Here is a 21,067-nt window from a genome sequence, read left to right on the forward strand (position 1 = left end):
CAACGGCTCCGCGGCGGCGAAGAAGCCCGCCGCGCGCAAGCCGGCGGCGCCCGCCGCGAAGAAGACCGCCGCCCCCAGGCCGGGCGGCGCCCCCGCGCCCAAGCCGGGCGGGCCCCTGCCGGGTCCGCGCCTGCGTCAGCGCCGGCTGCGCCAGCACCCGGTGTTGCGCCATGACGTGCAGCAGCTCACCCTCGCGCAGCGGGAAGTCCGGCCCGAGGTCCCCGCGGTCCGCCCGGGACCGCAGCCGGGCGAGACGCGTCGCCGCCGTGACGTACTCCGCGACGGCCTTCCTCGCCGGCTTCCCGTGCGTACGGGTCACGAGGTCCCGCGCCAGCTTCCGCGCGCGGAAGGACGCCAGCGCGTACGGCTCGGGGACCGTCAGCCAGCCGGCCGTCGCGTACCCGGGCAGCGTGTCCCGCAGGACGCCCAGCTCGGCGCCGCGCGCGGAGATCGCGAGCCAGATCAGCAGCCCGAACACCGGCATCATGAACAGCGTGTACACGCCCAGGAAGCCGGCCCCGCCGAAGACCAGCGAGCCGTTCCACATCCCGTGCATCACCATCGCCGCCAGCAGCCCGGCGATCGGCAGCAGGATCCGCCGTGCCTTCTTCCCCCGCGCGGCCCGGGCCGCCAGGGCGAACCCGATGCCCGTCATCGCGGTGAAGAGCGGATGGGCGAACGGGGAGAAGATGCCGCGCATCACGAACGTGACGACGGTGACCGACACCCCGCTGTCGTAGCCCGGGTTCTGGTCCTCGCCGAACGCGGAGCCCAGATAGAGGATGTTCTCGGTGAACGCGAAGCCCGTCGCCGCGAGCCCCGCGACGACGATGCCGTCCACCAGCCCCGTGAAGTGCCGGCGCCGGAAGAGGAACAGCAGCAGCAGCGCGCCCGCCTTCGCGGACTCCTCCACGACCGGCGCCACCAGCGACGCCGTCCACAGATCGGCCTCACGCGCCCGGCCCACGGGCATCCCGGACGCGATCCACTCCGCCGCGAAGCTGTTCGCGATGATCGCGACCAGGGTGGCGGCGCAGGCGCCCCAGGCGAAGGCGAACGCCACATTGCCCCAGGGCCGGGGGTCGACCCGGTCGATCCAGCGGAACGCCAGCACGAGCAGCGGACTGGGCAGCGTCGCCAGGATCGCGCCGACGATCAGGCCCTGGGTGCCGGTCTGCTTGTGCACCATCAGCAGCATGATCACGCCGCACACGGCGAACAGCGCGCACACCACCGCGAGCCGCGGCCCGCGGCGCCGCCACATGGCGACCTTGGGCGGCGGCACCCACGGCGGATACGCCGCGACCTCCGGATACCCCGGCTCGGCCCCGCCACCCGCGGGCGGCGACTGTATACCCCCGTCGTGCGGCGGCTCTGCACTCTCGGCTTCGTGCTGCACCCGTCGACCTTAGCTTTCGCGTACGACACACGCGACGGTGCGTACGGGCTGACGCCTCAGACCCGGCGGAACAGCAGGTCCCGCACCCGGTGTCCCTTGCCGAGGCCCTGCCCCTCGAAACGCGTCCGGGGGCGGAAGTCCGGTCGCGGTGCGAAGCCGTCGTGCAGGTTGGCGAAGCGCTCGTCCGCCGTGAGCGTCTCCAGCATGTGCTCCGCGTACGGCTCCCAGTCCGTGGCGCAGTGCAGCACCGCGCCCGGGGCCATCCGGGAGGCGGCCAGGTCCAGGAACTCCGGCTGGATGATCCGCCGCTTGTGGTGCCGCTTCTTGGGCCAGGGGTCGGGGAAGTACACCCGGATCCCGGCGAGGGAGGACTCGGGCAGCATCTCCCGGAGCAGGATGATCGCGTCCCCGTTGGCGACGCGTACGTTGTCCAGCCCCCTGGCCTCGATCAGCCGCAGCAGGTTGCCCTGCCCCGGGGTGTGCACGTCGGCGGCGAGAATCCCGGTGCCGGGCTCGGCGGCGGCCATCTCGGCGGTGGCCTCTCCCATCCCGAAGCCGATCTCGAGGACGACGGGCCGCCCCCCGAAGAGGGCATCGAGGTCGAGCACGCTCCGCCCGTCGATGTCATGCCCGTACTCCGGCCACAACCGCTTCAGCGCGTCCTCCTGCGCGGGGGTGACACGACTGCGCCGCGGCTGAAACGACCGAATCCGCCGCTCATGATGCGACCCGGCCGGGTCAGCGGCGGGCCCACCGGGATACTTGGTCGCCTTCGGCGTAGGACGGGGGACGCCCTTCCCGGTCAGGGAAACGGGACGCTCGGAACCGGACGCGGGCTCGGGAGAAGATGCACCAGACACAATGTCCCGATTCTACGCACGACCCTGCGGGCCCTCCCGTCGCCCGGTCGCACAGACCGCGGAAAACGCCCCCGTGTCCAGCCCGGCCGGCGTTTGAGGCCTCCGGGCGAAGCCCGGATGCGCGTCAGCCGACGAAACCGCACTTCAGCCTGGCCGGCGTTTGAGGCCGAGGCGCGAAGCGCCGACCAAGCCCGGCCGGCGCTTGAGGCCTCCGGGCGAAGCCCGGATGCGCGTCAGCCGACGCAAACCGCACCCTACGACTCCCGCAAAACCTCAAGAACGCGCCGAGCGACCTCCCGCCCAATGGGCAACGACGCCGTAGCAGCCGGAGAAGGGGCATTGAGCACATGCACGGTCCTGGGCCCCTCACCGAACAGGAAGTCATCCACCAGCGTCCCGTCCGAAAGGACGGCCTGCGCCCGCACCCCCGCAGCAGCCGGCTCCAGGTCCGAGGCCCGCACCGCGGGAAGCAACCGCCGGACCTCCCCCGCATAAGCCTCCCGCGACAGCGAATGCCGCACCTCGGCCGCCCCGTACCGCCAGTGCCGCCGCGCTATCCGCCACGCCCCCGGATACCCCACCGTCCCCACCACATCCCGCACGGACACGGTCCGCCACCGATACCCCTCCCGCGCCATCGCCGGCACCGCGTTGGGCCCCACATGCACGGAGTCATCGACCCCCCGGGTCAGATGCACGCCCAGAAAGGGAAACGCCGGATCCGGCACCGGATAGACCAGCCCCTTGACCAGCGACGGCCGCCGCAGCGTGAAGTACTCCCCCCGGAACGGCACGATCCGCATCCCCGGCCGATCCCCGGCCAGCCGGGCCACCCGGTCGCAGTGCAGCCCCGCACAGTTCACCAGCGCCCGCGCCCGGATCACCGTCCCGTCACCGGTCCGCACGGCGACCGACCCGTCCCGCCGCGAGATCCTCCGCACCTCCGACCCGTACAGCACGTCGACGTCCGCCGCGAGCTGCGTCGCGACCGCCGCGAAGTCGGCCACCCCCGTCGTCGCGACATGGATCGCGGCGAGCCCCGTCACCTCCGGCTCGTGCTCCGCTATCTGCGCCGGACCCAGCTCCCGGACCGGAATCCCGTTCTCCCGCCCCCGCTGGGCGAGCGCGTGCAGCCGCGGCAGCTCGTCCCGCGTCGTGGCGACGATCAGCTTCCCCGTCACCGCGTGCGGCAGCGCGTGCTCCGCGCAGAACTTCACCATCTCCGTCGCCCCACGCGTCGCGTACCGCGCCTTGAGCGACCCCGGCCGGTAGTACACCCCGCTGTGGATCACCCCGCTGTTGCGTCCGGTCTGATGCCGCGCCGGCCCCGGCTCCTTCTCCACGACCAGCACCCGCATCCCCGGCGACTGCCGCGTCAGCGCGTACGCCGTGGCCAGCCCGACGATGCCGGCACCGATGACCAGCACCTCGCAGTCGTACGCCATCAGCACCTCCCGGAAAGTCGGATACGCACGATGATGCCTTGACCCACCGACACCCGCACCAAACCTGTCCACCGTCGCGACACCGTGACGGTCCCCCGGGACGGTGTCCCGCCTATCCTCGACGCATGGCCGCCACACCCCCCGAACGCTCCGGCATCCGCGTCTCCAACGCCGACCGGGACGCCGTGATCGACCAGCTGCGGGACGCCGCCGCCGAGGGACGCATCGAGCTCGACGAGCTCGAGGAGCGCGTCGAACTCGCCCTCAAGGCCCGGACGTTCGCCGACCTCGCGCCGCTGACCGCCGATCTGCCGGTGTCCCTCCCCGTACAGAGCGCCCCGCCGCTGACGCTCAAGGGCGGTATGCACGGCGCCCGCCGGGTGGGCGCCTGGGAGGTGCCGGAGCGGATCGAGGCGCACGGCGGGATGGGCGGGGTACGGATCGACTTCACGCGGACCGAGGTGAGGCTCCCCGAGGTGACCGTCGAGGCGTACGGGGAGATGGCCGGTGTCACGGTCGTCGTCCCGGACGGCTGGGCGGTCGACACCACCGGCTTCGATCCCGGCACGGGCGGCCTGAAGGACCGCACCACACCGGACCGCGCCCCCGGCACCCCGCTGATACGGCTCACCGGCGCGGGCGGCATGGCGGGCGTCGCGATCCGCCACCCGGGCCGCTGGGAACGCCGCAAACTGCGCACGAACCCGGCGAAGTAACCCGGCCTCAGCGCCCCCCGTCCACGCTGCGTTCTCCGGGGGCAACCCCCGGACCCCCGGCCGATACCGCCTCAGCGCCCCCCATCCACGATCACCGGCGTCCGGCTCCCCGACCCGCACGGCACCGCGTACACCGCCCCCTTGGCGGCCGCCTCCTTGAACGCCTTTATGCACTCCGCGTACAGCACCTTGTCCGTCAGCGACCCGTTCAGCAGCCTGTTCGCCCGCGCCACGCTCTCCGCCTCGATCTGCCGCCGCTCCGCCGCCGCCTCGGCGTCGATCTTCGCCTTCGCCGCCTGGGCCTCCGCCGTCTTCGCCGCCTCCTCGGCCAGGACGGTGGCCTGCTCCTGCTCCATCATCCGGTCGATCCGCGCCTGCAGCTCCTTCGACGGCTCCACGTTGCGCAGATTGACGGTCGTGACGGTGATCCCGCGCGGCGCGAGCCGCTCCCTGACCTCCTCGGTGATCTCGACGGCGATCTGCGGACGGGCCGTCGAATAGCCCTCGACGGCGGTGTGCCGCGCGAAGACGTTACGGACGATCTCCCGGCTGTCCGGCTGGACGAGCCGCTCCTCGATGGAGTCCTCGTCCCCCGCCAGCTCGTACAGGTGCACCGCCCGGCCCGGCGTCACCGACCACTTCACCGTCAGGTCGGCGTTCATGGCGCCGCCCTCCGAGGAGCGGACCTCCACCACGTCCTCGCCGGAGAAGTCCAGGTCCACCGGCCGGGTGGAGTACGTGGTGACGGAGGTGACCGGCGACACGAAGTGCACGCCCGACTGCAGCGAACCCCCCGTCTTCCCGAGGGTCACCGGGACGCCCACCTCGGAGGCGCCCACGACATGGACGCAGCTGCCGGCGACGAACAGCGCGCCCGCGACGAGCGTGCCGATCGCCCAGCCCCTCAGCCCGCCCCGTACACCGGTCACGCCGAGCGTGAACAGCACGACGGCCGCTATCAACAGGAATACAGCGAAGTAGAACAACGGGTCCCCCCACCTGATCCGGTGCCGGTCGGCACGTGTGTCAGGTATGTCGCCGCCACGGCCAACCGCAGGGTTGCCCCACATGAACACCGGCCGCACCGACGGGGAACATCCGGTGAACTACGCCGGCGCCACCAGCAACGGACGAGCCCGCTCCCGCAGTTCGACCACCTGGGGCTCGTTCCCGTACGCCTCCATCCGGTGCAGCAGATCCCGTACGTACTCCGTCGTCCGCGCCGACGAGATCCGGCCCGCCACCTCCACCGCCCGGGTGCCCGCCTCGCACGCGGCGTCCAGGTTCCCCGACTCCAGCTCGGCTACGGCGGACACCACCAGGCGCAGCCCGTGCGACCGTACGAACGCCTCCGTCGGCTTCGACAGCGCCTGCTCCGTGAACCGCCGTACCTGACGCGGGGCCTTGAGGTCCCGGTAGCACTCCGCCGCGTCCGCCGCGAGGCGGTCGTAGGCGTAGAAGTCGAGCCACGAGGGATCGGGGTCGCCGTCGCGGGAGCGTTCCAGCCAGCCCTCCGCCGCCGCGAGCGCCGCGCCGGCCGCCTTGTCCTCGCCCGCCCGGGCGTGGGCGCGGGCCTCGATCATGTGGAAGAAGCTCATCGTGCGGGCCGTGGCCAGCCCCCGGTTGCGCTCCAGCGCCGCCTGCGCCAGATCGACGCCCTCGTCGGCGTATCCCCGGTAGGTGGCCTGCAGCGACATCGATGCCAGGACGTACCCGCCCAGCGGCACGTCGGCCGCCGCCCGCGCCAGGCGCAGCGCCTGGATGTAGTACCGCTGCGCCGCCTCCTGCTGCCCCGTGTCGAACGCCATCCACCCGGCCAGCCGCGTCAGTTCCGACGTGGCGCCGAAGAGGGAGCGCCCCACCTCGTCGCTGTACGAGCCCAGCAGCAGCGGCGCCGCGTCCACCCGCAGACACTCCGGGACCATCGATGCGCGCCAGTCCCCGCCGCCGTACTTGGAGTCCCAGCGGCGCGCCTCCTGCGCGGCGTCCTTCAGCTTCGCCACGTCGCTGTGCCCCACCCGCACCGTCGTCCCGCCGTCCTCGCCGGAGCGGGCCACCGAGCTGTCGGCGGGGGTTATCAGCCACCGCGAGGCGGGCGTCGCGTACGCGCTGACCGCGAACGATCCCGCGAGGGACTGCCAGATGCCCCCGCCGCCCGCCCGCCGGCCCGCGTGGTCCATCCGGTACAGCTCGGTCGCCGAACGGACCGCCGCCGCGATGTCCCGGGGGAACGCCAGACCGACCTCGGGGGCGGGGTCGGAGTCGGCGAGGCCGATCTCGTGCAGCGGCACGGGGCGGCCCAGCTTGGCGCCGATCGCCGCCGCGATGAGATGGGGGGCGGCGCCCTGCGGCACCATCCCCTTCGTCACCCACCGGGCGACGGACGTCTTGTCGTACCGCAGCGTCAGTCCGCGCTGCGCGCCCAGGTCGTTGACCCGGCGCGCCAGCCCCGCGTTGCTGATTCCGGCGAGGGCGAGGAGCGCTCCGAGCTTCTCGTTAGGCCCGCGTGGTTCCTTCGCGTTCATGGGCACCCCTCGACCAGGGACGGCGTACGCCGCCCCGCCGCTTCAGCCGCCCTCTGTCGAGTCATGACAGAGGCATACGTATACCCAGCGTAGTTCCCCATGTCCCTACCGTTAAGGGGATGGATTCCGGATGGCGTGATCCGGGCAATCCGCCGTCTACGGCGCGAACGTGTGCGACGGGCGCGTGTGGCCGTGCGCCCGTGGTGCGCTCTGGGCGCGCCGAACTGACAGCGCTGTCATGGGATTGCGTGGGTCGGCCCGCCGTAGGAGCGGGCCGGGGGACACCGCCGTCTCAATCCCCGCGGACGGCGGACGGGACCGGGGGGTGTAGGGCGCCTCCCGGTCCGCGCAGGGCGACCGTTTGCTGATGCGTGCGCGGAGAATGGCTGAATGCTGCCGCTGTTCGATTGTGTGCGGAGGGTGTTCCGGCGTCCTCCAATTCGGCGCGGCACGCCACATGAGCGGCCCTCCGCACCTCAAACGCGCCCCCGTCGTGGCAGCATGGTGCTGGAGAAGCGGCAGTTCCCCACCCATGCCCACACGTTGACCCGCGGCCCTGCTCCGCGGCTGTCTCCTCCGTCGCCGGTTCGCGGCGGTGTGTTCGGCGATCCCGGGCGCTGCCCCCTGTCCACAGGCTGTGGAGGCGCCGATGCGGTGGCTGGTCGGATGGAGCAGCACCACCACCGGTTCGGCGTTCCCGGACGAGGGCGGCTGGCACTACGACGTGCAGCCCGTGGGCGCCCAGCAGGTGTGGGGCGGCCCCGATCCGCTGTGGGCGGTCGGCGACTGGCGGCCGGACGAGGTCCGGGTCGTACGGGTCGCCCCGGCCATACGGCTGGCGGTGTTCGGATACTGCGGCGCCGGTGACGAACAGCTGCGCGCCGGGCTGCTGTCGTCGCGCGGCGGGGCGGTGCGGCATCTGTCGGCCTGGCCCGGCGCGTACACCGCCGTCGCGCAGGTCGACCGGCGCACCACCGTCCTCGGCGATCTGGCGGGCGCCCGCCCGGTGTTCCACACGCCGTGGGCGGGCGGCACCGCGTACGCCACGGCCGCCCTGCCGCTCGCCGACCTGACGGAGGCGGAGCTCGACATCGGGCTGCTCGCCGCCCAGCTCGCCTGCCCCGAGTCCCCGGAGGCGGCCGGCGACCGCACCCCGTACACGGGGGTCCGCCGGGTGCCGCCCGGACACGCGCTGATCCTGCGCGAGGGCGCGCGGGAGATCGCCGGGTACGAGCCGCGGGCGTCGCTGGCGGTCGCCGCGCCCGAACTCGACACGGAGACGGCGCTGAAGGGCGTACGGGAGGCCCTCATCGAGTCCGTACGGGCCCGTCTGGCGGCCCCCCGGCACGCCCCGGCGACCGAGCCCCGGGACCCCGGCCCCGTGCCGGGAATGGGCCCGTACGAGCGGCGCGCGCATCTGGGCCCGGCGCCCGGCCTCGGCGCCGACCTCTCCGGCGGCGCCGCGTCCGGCACCCTCGCGCTGCTCGCGGCGGGGCTGCCCGGGATGCCGGGGACGCCGCTGGGGCTGGGGTCGGGGCAGGGGGAGCGGCTGCTGGCCGTCACGTTCAACGACCTCGCCACGCAGCCCACCCCGGCGCGGACGGCGGAGCTCGAGCGGGCGCGCAGCCTGGCGGAGAGCCCCCGGCTGCACCATGTGGTGGTCGCCGCGCACGAGGAGGGGCTGCCGTACGCCGATCTGGAGAGCCTCTCGCTGACGGACGAGCCGGGGCCGTCGCTGGTCTCCGCCGGCCGGCACCGGCGGCGGCTCGCGGCGGGCAGCGCCGACCATCTGATGGGGGCGGGCGCCCGCGAGGTGCTGGACGCCCATCCGGCGCGGCTGGCGGACCTGCTGCTGGACCGGCGCCGGCGGCATCTCGTACGGCCCGTCACGGCGCTGGCGCGGACGTCCGGTTCGTCGCGGTCGGTGATGGTGCCGTGGACGGTGTACCGGGCGGCGCGCCGGCTCGCCCGCACCTCGTACCGGACGGGCATCCAGGACGCCGGTGACCTGCTGCTCGACGACCCCGGCCATACGCCCGTCGCCCCCGGTGCCGCCGTCCGTGCGTCCCTCGCCGCGATGGCGTGGGCGCGGCCCGGGCCGGCGGCGCGCTGGCTGACGGGGGAGGCCCTCGCCGAGGTGTCCGTCCGGCTGACGGCCGCCGCCGACCGCGTCCCGCCCTCCGCCCGCCCCGGCGAACTGCGCGCCGCCGCCGCGCTGGCCCGGCGGGCGGCGGACCACCGGGTGCTGGAGCAGGCGGTGGAGGTGCGGGGTCAGCGGCTGCACGTGCCGTTCCTGGACAACCAGGTCGTACGGGCGTGCCGGGCACTCCCCGACGCCCTGCGCGTCCAGCCCGGCGCCCGGGTGGCCGTCCTGCGGGCCGTGCTGGACGGGGCGGGGATCCGCGAACTGCCGCCCGGCTTCGGCGCCCCGTCGGCGGGCGTGCACGCGTCCGCCGCGCGCGCGGGGCTGCGGGTGTCGGTGGACGAGGTCGCCGCGCTCTTCGACCGCCCGCTGCTGGCGGACGCGGGCCTGGTCGACGGCCGCGTGGTCCGCGAGGCCCTGCACGCGGCGGCCTCCGGCGCCTCGGTCCCCCTGTCGGGCTTCGCGGACCTGGTGTCGGTGGAGGTCTGGCTGCGCAGGCTCCTCGCGCGCCGCGGCTCGTGCTGGACGGGAGAGGGAGCGCCCCGCCAGCGGGCGGTGGCGGGAGGAATACCGAAGCGACAGCCGTCACTGCCGTAGGGGTGACTGGCTAAAGGCAGGACGAGGGTTACCCCACGGCGGCCAGGGTGACCCCTCTGCACGGTAACGGGCGGCTGCGGGTGGGAATCATCCCGCGCCGAAGGCGCGGGGGCCGCCGCACGCGAGAATAACCCCCGTGCGCTACCTGATCCTCGGCCCCACAGAAGCCCGCGCAAGCGACGGCACACCCGTGCCCCTGGGCGGCGCCCGCCTGCGAGCCGTACTGACAGTGCTCGCCCTGCACCCAGGCGCCACGGTATCCATCGACACCCTCACCGACGAGGTATGGGCCGACGACACCCCACCCTCCGACGCCCCCGCAGCCGTACAAGCCCTGATCGGCCGCCTGCGAAGGACTCTCGGCAAGGAAGCTGTCGGATCAACGCCCAACGGCTACCGCCTCGAAGCCGGACGGAACGACGTAGACCTGACCCACTTTGAGGACCTGGCGAGCCGTCCCGACGGCGACCCCCCACACAAAACCGCCGCCCGCCTCCGCGAAGCCCTCGCCCTCTGGCGCGGCGAAGCCCTGACAGACCTCCCGGGCAGAGCCCAGGCGGCAGCCCACGCCCAAGCGCTCCGCCGTACCGCGACCCACCGCCTGTTCGAGGCGGAACTCACCCTCGGCAACGCCGAAGCCCTGATCCCGGAACTCCGCGCGGCGGTGGCCGACCACCCCCTGGACGAACGCTTCCACGCCCAGCTCATGACCGCCCTGAGCGCCGCAGGCCGCCCGGCGGACGCCCTCGCCGCGTACGAGGACGCCCGCCGCACCCTCGCCGACACCCTCGGCACCGACCCCGGCCCGGAGCTCAAAGCCCTGCACGGAGAGCTCCTCACGGCCCCCGAACCGCTCCCGGCCGACCGCAAGACCAACCTCCGCGCCCGCCTGACCTCCTTCGTCGGCCGCGCCGACGACCTCCGCACGATCCACGCCGACCTCGGCGGCAGCCGCCTGGTCACCCTCACCGGCCCCGGCGGCTCCGGCAAGACCCGCCTGGCCGAGGAGGCCGCCGCCCGCACCGAACGCCCCGACGGCGTCCGCCTCGTCGAACTCGCCCCCCTGGACGACCCCTCCGCCGTCCCCGGCGCCGTCCTCAGCGCGCTCGGCGGCCGCGAGACGGTGATGCTCTCCGGCTTCGACGGCGCCCGCCGCTCCGAGGACCCCACGCGGCAGCTGCTGGACCACTGCGCGCACCGCGACCTGCTGCTCGTCCTCGACAACTGCGAGCACGTCATCGAGGCCGCCGCCGCCCTCACCGCGACCCTCCTCGAACGCTGCCCCCGCCTCACGGTCCTGGCCACCAGCCGCGAACCCCTCGGCGTCCCCGGCGAACTCGTCCGCCCCGTCGAACCGCTGCCCCCACCGCACGCCCTGCGCCTGTTCGCCGAGCGGGCCCGTACCGTACGACCCGACTTCGACCCGGCAGAGGACACCGACGGCGCCATCGCCGAAATCTGCCGCCGCCTCGACGGCCTCCCCCTCGCCATCGAACTGGCCGCCGCCCGGCTGCGCATGCTCACCCCCCGCCAGATCGCCGACCGCCTCGACGACCGCTTCCGCCTGCTCACCGGCGGCAGCCGCACCGTCCTGCCCCGCCAGCAGACCCTCCGGGCGGTCGTCGACTGGTCCTGGGACCTCCTCGACGACCGCGAACGCACCCTCCTGCGCCGGCTGTCGGTGTTCGCCGGCGGCTGGACCCTGGACGCGGCGGAGAGCGTCTGCGGCGACGACGCCCTCGACCTGCTCGGCTCCCTCGTCGACAAGTCCCTCCTCGGCACCGACACCACCGGCCCCGAGGCGCGCTACCGGATGCTGGAGACCATCCACGAGTACGCCGCCGAACGCGCCGCCGAACACCCGGCCGACCGCGAGGCGACGATCCGCCGCCACACCGCCCACTACCGCGCGTTCGTCACCGCCGCCGAACCCGAACTGCGCTCCGCCGGACAGCTGGAGTGGATGCCCCGGGTGGAGGCGGAACTCGACAACCTGCGCGCCGCCCTGCAGCACACCCTCGACGCCGGCGCGGAGGACGACGCGCTCGCGCTGATCCTCGCCCTCGGCTGGTTCTGGTCGGTGCGCGACTACCGCGCCGAGGGCGCCGCCTGGTGCGCCCGCGCCGCCGCGCTGTGGCCGCCCGCCGACGACGAGGACCACCCCGCGTTCTGGCGGCGCCTGGACCTGCAGCTCCTGCGCTACTACCTGATCGTCGACACGATGAACCGCGCCGACATGCAGTCCCCGGAGATCCAGGAGATGCTCCGCCGCGGCCTCGAGCTGTACTCCCGTCCCGGCGTGCCCGGCGCCCGCTTCCCCGGCCTCATGTGGCCGTTCTCCGCCTTCCTGCTCACCGGCGACCTGCCGCTGCTGGAGTTCCTGGACGCCGCCGCCGAGAACGTCCGCCGCTACGGCGGCGACTGGGAACTCGGACTCGTCCTCACCTTCCGGCTGCACGTCGTCATCGACAGCCACGGCGGCATGGAGACGGCCCTGCGCGACCTCGCGGTGACCGAGGAGGCCGCCGCGCGGGCGGGCGACCGCTGGATCCTCGCCCAGGCGGTCTCGGCGAAGGGCGAGATGGCCGTCTACCGGGGCAGGTACGAGGAGGCCCGCGCCGCCTACGAGGAGGCCATCCGCCTCAGCCGCGAGATAGGCGCCCACACCGAGGTGCCCATGCTGCGCTCCCGGCTGGCCGAACTCGCCTTCCGCGTCGGCGACCTGGAACGGGCCGAGCGGCTGATGGACCAGGCCGAACGGGAGGCCGCCGACCGCGGCCACCACGACATCCGTACGTACAACGCCGTCGTGCACGCTGGCATCGCCCTCTTCCGGGGCGACGTGGCGGGCGCCCGCTCCTGGTACGAGACGTCACGCGCGGAGGTCATGCGCACCGCCGTGCCACCGCTGTTCGAGGTGCTCCTCGGCTGCCTCGGCGCACAGATCGTCGCGGCGGAGGGCGGCACGGCCGAGGGGCTGAAGAGCCTCGCGCAGTCACTGCGCGCCGGCGTCGGGGCGAACTGCACGGAGGCGATCCTGGCGTCCGTCGCGGAGGCCGGCGCCCAGGTGCTGAGCACGGCGGGCGCACACTCCCCGGTGCCGTCGCTGATGGGCGCCGCGACGGCCTGGCGGGGCACCGCGCCCCGCGCCGTACCGGAGGAGGACCGGGCCGCCGCCGTGGAACGCGCGGCACGGCGGGCGCTGGGCGACGGGCCGTACGAGGAACTGCACGCGCGCGGCCGCCGGCTCACGCCCGAGGAGGCGGCGCGGCTGCTGGAGACGTCAGCGGCAGCTGATGGCTGACATCGCCCAGTCCGCCACCACACCCTGATTGCCCTCGCCCTCCGGCTCCACGACCAGCCGCAGCGTCCGTTCCCGCCCGCCGAGCGGCACATGCACGGGGACGGCCCGCTGACCGCCGTGCACCCACGCGGACCGCCACAGCCGTACGCCGTCGCCGTACACGGCGAAGCGCACCGTGCCGAGGCGCGCCATCATGTCGTCGACCCCGGCCAGCGCGTCGAACGCCGTGCACCGCGCCCCGTTCAGGGCGATCGTCACCGACGACCTGGCGTGCACGGTGATGCCGTGCGCGTACGAGGTGCCGGCGATCGACAGGCCCTGGCGCTGCCACCACCAGGCGCTGTCCCGGACGACGATCTCGGGGCCGGTGCCGTCGCCGAAGACGTCCGAGTCGATGGAGCCGACGCGGTACGTGCCGACCGCCGGGGGCGTCGGGCGGAGCTGCGGTTTCGGGCGGGGGCGCGGCGTCGGGGAGGGGGCGAGCGGCGAGGGGGTGGGTGACGGTTTCTGCAGCGAGGGCGTCGGGCTGGGCGACGGCTCCTCGGGCGCGGGGGACGACGGTTCGGGTTCGGGTGCGGGGGTCGTCGGCGCGGCGGCGGAAGGTTTCGGCGCCGCCTTCGCCTGGGGCTGCGGTTCGTCGCCGAGCAGCCCGAGCGCCAGCGCCGTGGCCGCCGCGGCGGCCACCACCCCGGCCGCGATGCCGACCTTGGCGGGCACCCCCAGCCCCTCCGCCGCGGCACCTCCGGCGGCGGCACCGGACGAGGCACCCCCCGCGGCGGCGGCAGCCCCGCCGGCGGCGGCCACGGCACCGGCCGCACCGCCCACCGTCGCGAAGCCGGCCGCCTTGATCGCCGTACCGGCGGCGAACCATCCGACGACAGCCACCGGAAGCAGCGCCCGCAGCCGCGAATTGACGTCCGCCACCTCGAGCGCCGCGACGGAACACTTCTCGCAGTCCTCCAGATGCTTGCGCAGCCCCCGCTCCGCCCGCATCCGCAGCCCCCCGCGGGCGTACGCCCCCAGCCGGTCCGCGAACCGCGCGCACTCCCCGCCGCGCGTCAGGGACGTCGACACGTGCGCCTGCAGATACGCCTGCTTCAGCCCCTCGCGCGCCCGGTGGGCCAGGACGGCCGTCGCGTTGGCGGTGAGCCCCAGCAGCGGCGCCACGTCCTGCGGCGACTCGTCCTCGACGGTGGTGTGCCACAGCACCGTCTGCCACCGCTCCGGCAGCGAACGGAACGCCTGCACCGCCATCGACTGCTCCGCGGCGTGCATCGCCCGTACGTCCGCGCCCAGATCGAGGGTGTCGTCGTCCACCGAGGGCCGCGCCGCCTGCGTGGCGAACACGGCGAAGTCCTCGACCAGCTGCTCCCGCCGCGAGGTCCGCGTCCACCCCGCCGCCACCCGCCGCACACTGGTCAGCAGATACGCCCGTACGGCCGTCCGCGGCCCCGCGCCGCCCCGCACCGCCTGCAGCGTGCGGGCGAACACCTCCGCCGTCAGATCGTCCGCCGTGTCGGCGTCCCGGCAGCAGGTGCGCGCGTACCGGCGCACCGCCTCGGCGTGCCGCCGGTACAGCTCCTCGCACGCCGTGTCGTCACCGGCGCGCAGCCGCTCCATCAGATCGGTGTCGGACGGCTCGCCCGAGGTCACCCCGGTGTCGTCGCGTAACCGCTGCCGGGGGAAGCCGTCATCGGCGCCGGTGACGGCGTCACCGTCACCGCCGCCGTCCTGATCCTCAACTGCCATACCAGTGGCCCCCGTAGACAATCGCCTGCCGAATCACCGGCAGAGCGTGCCACAGGCGAAGCTGCCCACCGCGGGGGGTTTTCCGTCAACCACTCGTCCGGATTGTTCTCGCGGCAGGCGGTTTCAGAAGTCACCCGTGTGGGGGAACTTCGACAAACGTATCGTTCTACTGTCCGTCACCGGGTCGTGACCGAAGGCCCGCCAGCAGGATGTCGAGCAGCCGCGCGGACGCGGCCTCCTGCTGCTGCGCGTCCGGCAGCGCGGGCGCGGCGGTCGCGATCACCAGCAGCACATCGGACACCGATACGTCGGGACGCAGCTCCCCGGCCGTCCGGGCCCGTTCCACCAGCCGCCCGACCACGTCGAGCAGCGCGTCCGCGCCCGTCCCCTCGTACGGCTGGCGCTGCTCCAGCACCCGCAGCGCCGCGGCGTCCTGCCGCTGCTGCGGCACCCGCGCCGCGCCGTCCGCGCCGTCCGTCCCGACCTGCAGCACCTGCGGCGGCAGCAGCCGGCCGGCGCCCGAGGCCACCGCCCCGCGCAGGAAGCGCTCCAGCGCGGCCCACGGCTGGTCCTCCTGCCCCAGCGCCGCCCGCGCCTGATCCGTCAGCCGCGCCGTCTCCTCCTCCGCGATCCGGCGGACGAGGACCTCCTTGCTCGGGAAGCGGCGGTAGACCGTGCCCACCCCCACGCGCGCCCGGCGCGCGACGTCCTCCATCGGCGCCCCGTACCCCGACTCGCCGAACACCTCCCGCGCCGCCCGCAGCACATGCTCCAGATTGCGCTGGGCGTCGACACGAAGCGTGGAACGGCCGTTGCCGTCCGTGGCCGCGGCGACCGACGCGCCGTCGGCGAGCAACGTACTTCCGTGAGCGCCGGTACGTCCTTGAACACGCATACATTCCCCCGGTTATCGGTCGTCTCCCCCCGGAGACTCCCCACCCTTGCCGACGGGAGCGGCAGCGGCATCCGTACCGTGAACACATCCCGACGACTTACGAACATAGTTCAGGCCTGGACAAGAGAGAAGAGGGATTCGCCCAGCCCGCCAACTTCAGGGACCCGGGCAAAAGGATCGAGCCACCCCACCGGAGGACCAGTGGTCCACAAAAACCCGCCCCGCCTGTGGACAAACCCGCAGGGGGGTGCCTCACTGGGATGCCGAGCACGCCGCACCAGCCTAGGAGGGACGATGTCGGACCGACCGGCACGCATCCTGGTCGTGGGCGGAGGCTACGTCGGGATGTACACGGCCCTGCGCCTGCAGCGCCTCCTCAAGCCCGGGGAAGCGCACGTCACCGTCGTCAGCCCCGACCCGTACATGACCTACCAGCCCTTCCTGCCCGAGGCGGCCGCGGGCCTCATCTCCCCCCGCCACGTCGTCGTCCCCCTGCGCCGCGTCCTGAACCGCTGCACCGTCGTCGCCGGCGACGTCATGTCCGTCGACCACGCCGCCCGCACCGCCCAGGTCGAGACCCTCGCCTCCCGCGAGGCCGGCACCGGACCCGCCCCCGTCGCGTACGACCAGCTCGTCCTGTGCCCCGGTTCCGTCTCCCGTGTGCTCCCCGTTCCGGGCCTCGCCGAACACGGCATCGGCTTCAAGTCCGTCGAAGAGGCCATCGGCCTGCGCAACCACGTCCTCGAACAGCTCGACATCGCCTCCTCCACCCGCGACGTCGCCGCCCGCCAGGCCGCCCTCACCTTCGTCTTCGTCGGCGGCGGCTACGCGGGCGTCGAGGCCCTCGCCGAGCTCGAGGACATGGCCCGCTACGCCTGCCGCTACTACCACAACATCCGCCCCGAGGAGATGAAGTGGACCCTGGTCGAGGCCAGCGACCGCGTCCTCCCCGAGGTCGGCCCCCAACTGGGCGTCTACACCGTCCGCGAACTCCGCCGCCGCGGAATCGACGTCCGCCTGGAGACCCGCCTGGAGTCCTGTACGGACCGCGTCATCGCCCTCTCCGACGGAGCGAGGTTCAGCGCCCGCACCCTGGTCTGGACCGCGGGCGTCCGCCCCCACCCCGTACTCGCCGAAACCGGCCTCCCCCTCGACGACCGCGGCCGCCTCACCTGCACCCCGTCCCTGCGCGTAGACGGCGTCGAGGACGCCTGGTCCGCCGGCGACGCAGCCGCCGTCCCCGACCTCACCCGCCCCGGCGAGCTCTGCCCCCCGAACGCCCAGCACGCCGTCCGCCAGGCCCGTACCCTCGCCGCCAACGTCGCGGCCACCCTCCGCGGCGGCACCGTCAAGGACTACCGCCACAGGTACGCCGGATCGGTGGCCTCCCTCGGACTGCACAAGGGAGTCGCCCATGTGTACGGGCGCAAGCTCAAGGGCTACCCTGCCTGGCTGATGCACCGCACCTACCACCTCAGCCGCGTACCCACCGTGAACCGCAAGGCCAGGGTGGCCGCCGAGTGGACCCTGGCGGGCCTCTTCAAACGTGAGATCGTCTCCCTCGGCTCCCTCGAGAAACCCCGGGCCGAATTCGAACTCGTCGCCGAATCGGTGCGCCGCCCCGAACGGGACGAACGCTAGACATGTGACCATGGTGGAGCGACCGGGGGCCTGCCCCGCGTGACCCAGGACTTAGGTGTTGAGAGCCGTGAACTTCACCCGCTGGAGCCCCCGGCTTCCCGGCACCCCGCGCCGCGGCAGCTCCGCCGCGGCCGCCCGGGCGGCCGGCGGCCCGGTCCCCGCGGCCCGCACCGGGTCCGGCGAACCGCAGCCCCCGGCGGCCGGCCTGTCGGTCGCCGAGACCCTCGGCCGGCTCCCCGCCCTGATCGCGGTCGTCCACGGACCCGAGCACCACGTCGGCTATCTCAACCCCGCGTGGGAGGAGGTCTTCGGCCCCGCCGACCCCGACGGCGACCCGGCCGCCGCCGACGCCCTCCCCGAGCTCACCGAGATCGGCGTCCTCCCCCTCATGGAGCAGGTCCTGCGCAGCGGCAAACCCCGCACGGCCAAGGCCCGCCGCGTCCCCGGCGGCCGCTCCTTCACCTTCACCTGCAGCCCCCTCGACGTCGGCGGCACCCCCGGCGTCCTCGTCTTCGGCGCCGACGTCACCGACGAGGTCAGCGCCGTCGAACGCATCCGCCACGGCGAGCGCCTGCAGCGCGAGGCCGCCGTCGCCCTCCAGCGCAGCCTGCTGCCCCAGGGCCTCGAACAGCCCGACGACCTGCGCGTCGCCGCCACCTACCAGCCCGGCGGCACCGACGCCGCGGTCGGTGGCGACTGGTACGACGTGATCACCCTCGGCGCCGGCCGCACCGCCCTGGTCATCGGCGACGTCATGGGCCGCGGGGTCCGCGCCGCCGCCGTCATGGGCCAGCTCCGCACGGCCGTCCGCGCGTACGCCCGCCTCGACCTGCCGCCGCACGAGATCCTGCACCTGCTCGACGACATCGCCGCGGAGATCGACCCCAACCAGATCGCCACCTGCCTGTACGCCGTCCACGACCCGAACGAGGGCCACCTCGTCCACGCCTGCGCCGGCCACGTCCCCCTCCTCCTGCGCACCCCCGACGGCGCCGTCCACCGCGTCGAGTCCCCCACCGGCCCCCCGCTCGGCACCGGCGGCTGGATGTACACCTCCGGCACGATCGACATGCCCCCCGGCACGAGGGGTGTCCTCTACACCGACGGCCTGATCGAACGCCGCGGCGAGGACATCGACGTCGGCGTCGCCGCCCTGGAACGCGCCTTCGCCGGCGCGTCCGGCGCCCCCGCCGTCGTCTGCGACCGCCTGATCCGCACCCTGGGCGTCACCGCCGAGCACGACGACGACGTGGCCGTCCTCGTCTTCGAGCACCCCGCCCACGAGGGACCCGAGGCCGAGCTCTTCCGCGGCGCGGCCCTCGACCTCCTCGGCGGCGTCGAGGCCGCCCCCCGCGCCCGCGCCTTCGCGTCGGGCGTCCTCACGTCCTGGCGCTTCCCGACGGAGCTGCACGACACAGGGGTGCTCGCCGCCAGCGAACTCGTCGCGAACTCCCTCCAGCACGGCACCCCACCGATGCGCCTGCGCCTGCGCCGCACCGACCGCCGCCTGATCATCGAGGTCACCGACGGCGACGACCGCCTCCCCCGCCGCCGCCAGGCGGCCCCCGGCGACGAGAACGGCCGCGGCATCTCCATCGTCGCCACCATCGCCGAGACCTGGGGCGCCCGCCGTACTCCCGGCGGCGGCAAGTCGGTGTGGTGCGAGTTCACCCTCCCGGGTTAGGCAGCCACCTCTACGGCACCGGCCGTATTGCCGGTGGCGACCACCTTGCTCGGCAGCGGTACGGGCCGGTCCTGCTCCGGCGTCAGCCGCCGCCCCAGCCACAGCGCCACCGCGCTGATCCCCAGCGAGCTGACAACGACCATCACGATGTACGCCCGGTACGCCCCGGCCCCCGCCAGCAGCCCGCCGACCGCCGGCCCAAGGGCCAGCGCCAGCTGCTTGACCAGCGCGAACGTCGCGTTGTACTGCCCGATCAGGGAAGCCGGCGCCAGATCCGCGACGAGCGGCGCCACCGTCGGCGACAGCATCGCCTCACCGAGCCCGAAGAGCGCGTACGTCGACACGATCGCCGCCGTGGCCATCGCCTGCCCGCCCGCGACCCACCCGGAAGCCCCGGCCGCCAGCCACGCCACGGTCCACACCAGCCCGACCGCCGCGATCACCCGGCTCCGCCGCCGCCGCTCCACCAGCCGCAGCACCAGGAACTGCGCCACCACGATCACCGCGGTGTTCGCCGCCAGCGCCACACCCAGCATCGCCGGGGTGATGTGCGAGACCTCCAGCGCGAACGCCGACAGCCCCGACTCGAACTGCCCGTAGCAGGCGAAGAACAGGACGAACCCCAGCACACACAGCTGCACCATGGCCCGGTCCCCGACGAGCGCCCGCCACCGCCCCCCGGCCTGCGCCGGCGCCGCGTCCGCCGCACCCGCGGCCTTCGGCAGCCGCACACTCACCACGACGGCGGCCAGCACCAGGAACATCGCCGCCTCGATCCCGAACAGCAGCGCGAACGACCCCGGCCGGTCCTCGTCCACCAACAGCCCCCCGAGCAGCCCGCCGATCCCCAGCCCCAGATTGGCCAGGAAGAACTGCATGGCGAACGCCCGCGACCGCGTCCCCGGCGTCGACGACCACACGATCATCGTGGCCAGCGCCGGCTGAATGACGGCGATCCCCCCACCGAGCACGAACGTCGACACCAGCACGGCCCCCGCGGAGGCCGACAACCCCAGTGCCAGCGCACCGACGGCCGAGGCGACCGCCCCCACCAGGGCGACGGGCAACGGCCCGCGCTGATCGATGACCCGCCCGGTGAAGGGCAGCACCAGCAACGCGGCCACGGCGAACCCGGCCAGCGCGATGCCGGCCGTCGTCGACCCCAGGTCCCGCACCTGCGACACATACAAGAAGGTGTAGGGGACAGTGAAGCCGTTGCCGAACGCGCTCAGCGCGTTGCCCATCTGGATCCGGCGCAGCGCAGCGCCCATCGCGGTAGTCACACTCACCTACTAAGTCGAAGTCTTCAACGTTAAAGTTCAATGCTAAAGACTACATGACTGAGGTCTTAGACCCGAACGCCTTTAGGGGTGACGTGCCATACTCGGCGCATGGCCGAGCCGACCCTCGAAGAACAGATCGCGGTGTACCAGCGAGAGTTCAGCGACCTCGACCCCGAGGTCGAACGGGTGGTGTCCGCCGTGACCAGGCTCGCCCGCCGGATGAACACGGCATACGACCGCCACCTTGCCGACCTTGAGATCGGCACCGCGGAGTTCCAGGTCCTCAAGACCCTCGTGGTCTCCGGCGACCCGTACCACCTCAGCCCCGGCGAGCTGGCCAAGGACCTCGGCCTCACCCCCGCCGCCATGACCCACCGCATCGACCGCATGGTCCAGGCCGGCCTGGTCACCCGCGAACGCGACGAGACCAACCGGGTCCGCGTGATCGTCGGTCTCACGGCCCTGGGCCGGGAGAAGTGGCTGGACGCGATGCGGATGGGCGCCGACTTCGAGGAGAGCCTCCTCTGCGACCTGTCGGCCGACCAGCGCACCTCCCTCGGCGACATGCTCACGCTGCTGTTGCGCCGGGTGGAGGACGCAAGTTGACACCGACCCCCAAGGGTCCGTAAAGTTCTCCGGGTTGCCACAGAGCCGGAACGGTTCTGCGACGACACCTCCGCCGCTGCGAAGCGGCAAACCCACTACTCAGTACGTTCCCTTCACCGGGTCAATTTCGGCGTGCCCGAAATTCGAGTCGGAAGGCCCGATTAGGCGCCTGGAAGGAAATCCGCTAACGTAGTGACCACCGCGAGGACGGAACGCGAAA

14 protein-coding genes are annotated in these 21,067 nt (G+C 73.6%); 6 read left to right on the forward strand and 8 right to left on the reverse strand.

Going from position 1 to position 21,067, the window contains the following annotated elements; genetic code table 11:
• From SRB5_RS34490 to lhgO, 3 genes are all read right to left on the reverse strand, one after another.
• Positions 1-1,399, reverse strand: a 1,399-nt coding sequence (locus SRB5_RS34490; protein WP_323378984.1) for a PrsW family intramembrane metalloprotease, incomplete at its 3' end; no start/stop codon positions are given.
• A 56-nt stretch (positions 1,400-1,455) separates the two neighbouring features.
• Positions 1,456-2,205 carry a tRNA (guanosine(46)-N7)-methyltransferase TrmB gene (trmB, locus tag SRB5_RS34495; RefSeq protein ID WP_153457624.1) on the reverse strand — a complete coding sequence of 250 codons (750 nt, stop codon included), beginning with the start codon at positions 2,203-2,205 and terminating at the stop codon, positions 1,456-1,458.
• Between the two features lie 308 nt (positions 2,206-2,513).
• Positions 2,514-3,704 (reverse strand): L-2-hydroxyglutarate oxidase, encoded by a 1,191-nt coding sequence (gene lhgO, locus SRB5_RS34500; protein ID WP_153457603.1) that lies wholly within the window; start codon positions 3,702-3,704, stop codon positions 2,514-2,516.
• A gap of 125 nt (positions 3,705-3,829) precedes the next feature.
• On the opposite strand from lhgO, the gene SRB5_RS34505 reads away from it, so the two are divergent.
• Positions 3,830-4,420, forward strand: coding sequence for a DUF1707 SHOCT-like domain-containing protein (locus tag SRB5_RS34505; RefSeq protein WP_153457604.1), 591 nt, complete (start codon positions 3,830-3,832; stop codon positions 4,418-4,420).
• A 71-nt stretch (positions 4,421-4,491) separates the two neighbouring features.
• Here SRB5_RS34505 and SRB5_RS34510 read toward each other — a convergent pair whose 3' ends face one another.
• Entirely contained in the window at positions 4,492-5,406 is a 915-nt protein-coding gene (locus SRB5_RS34510) for a prohibitin family protein (RefSeq protein WP_153457606.1), read from the reverse strand.
• A 120-nt stretch (positions 5,407-5,526) separates the two neighbouring features.
• Positions 5,527-6,945, reverse strand: a complete 1,419-nt coding sequence (locus SRB5_RS34515) for an MFS transporter (protein ID WP_153457608.1) — start codon at positions 6,943-6,945, stop codon at positions 5,527-5,529.
• 649 nt (positions 6,946-7,594) lie between these two features.
• On the opposite strand from SRB5_RS34515, the gene SRB5_RS34520 reads away from it, so the two are divergent.
• A complete protein-coding gene (locus SRB5_RS34520; protein WP_153457610.1) occupies positions 7,595-9,685 on the forward strand; it encodes an asparagine synthase-related protein in 2,091 nt (696 codons plus the stop codon).
• A gap of 136 nt (positions 9,686-9,821) precedes the next feature.
• On the forward strand, positions 9,822-12,989 hold the full coding sequence (locus SRB5_RS34525) for a BTAD domain-containing putative transcriptional regulator (RefSeq protein ID WP_323378985.1): 3,168 nt from the start codon (positions 9,822-9,824) through the stop codon (positions 12,987-12,989).
• Here the strand turns inward: SRB5_RS34525 and SRB5_RS34530 are convergent.
• Both SRB5_RS34530 and SRB5_RS34535 read right to left on the reverse strand, forming a co-directional pair.
• The gene (locus SRB5_RS34530; protein ID WP_153457612.1) at positions 12,969-14,738 is read right to left on the reverse strand and encodes a sigma-70 family RNA polymerase sigma factor; all 1,770 of its coding nucleotides are present in this window, start codon (positions 14,736-14,738) and stop codon (positions 12,969-12,971) included. The genes SRB5_RS34525 and SRB5_RS34530 overlap by 21 nt on opposite strands.
• A 166-nt stretch (positions 14,739-14,904) precedes the next feature.
• Positions 14,905-15,633, reverse strand: a complete 729-nt coding sequence (locus tag SRB5_RS34535; protein ID WP_153457614.1) for a TetR/AcrR family transcriptional regulator — start codon at positions 15,631-15,633, stop codon at positions 14,905-14,907.
• 294 nt (positions 15,634-15,927) lie between these two features.
• On the opposite strand from SRB5_RS34535, the gene SRB5_RS34540 reads away from it, so the two are divergent.
• A complete protein-coding gene (locus SRB5_RS34540; RefSeq protein WP_153457616.1) occupies positions 15,928-17,274 on the forward strand; it encodes an NAD(P)/FAD-dependent oxidoreductase in 1,347 nt (448 codons plus the stop codon).
• Positions 17,275-17,341: 67 nt separating this feature from the next.
• Entirely contained in the window at positions 17,342-18,958 is a 1,617-nt protein-coding gene (locus SRB5_RS34545) for an ATP-binding SpoIIE family protein phosphatase (RefSeq protein WP_323378986.1), read from the forward strand.
• On the opposite strand, the gene SRB5_RS34550 is transcribed toward SRB5_RS34545, so the two are convergent.
• Positions 18,955-20,229, reverse strand: a complete 1,275-nt coding sequence (locus SRB5_RS34550; protein ID WP_153457628.1) for an MFS transporter — start codon at positions 20,227-20,229, stop codon at positions 18,955-18,957. The two genes, SRB5_RS34545 and SRB5_RS34550, sit on opposite strands and share 4 nt — an antisense overlap.
• A 120-nt stretch (positions 20,230-20,349) precedes the next feature.
• On the opposite strand from SRB5_RS34550, the gene SRB5_RS34555 reads away from it, so the two are divergent.
• On the forward strand, positions 20,350-20,847 hold the full coding sequence (locus SRB5_RS34555; RefSeq protein ID WP_153457620.1) for a MarR family winged helix-turn-helix transcriptional regulator: 498 nt from the start codon (positions 20,350-20,352) through the stop codon (positions 20,845-20,847).
• The last annotated feature ends 220 nt before the right edge of the window (positions 20,848-21,067 follow it).

Origin of the sequence: Streptomyces smaragdinus (assembly GCF_009604385.1) — a bacterium.
GTDB classification, from domain to species: domain Bacteria; phylum Actinomycetota; class Actinomycetes; order Streptomycetales; family Streptomycetaceae; genus Streptomyces; species Streptomyces smaragdinus.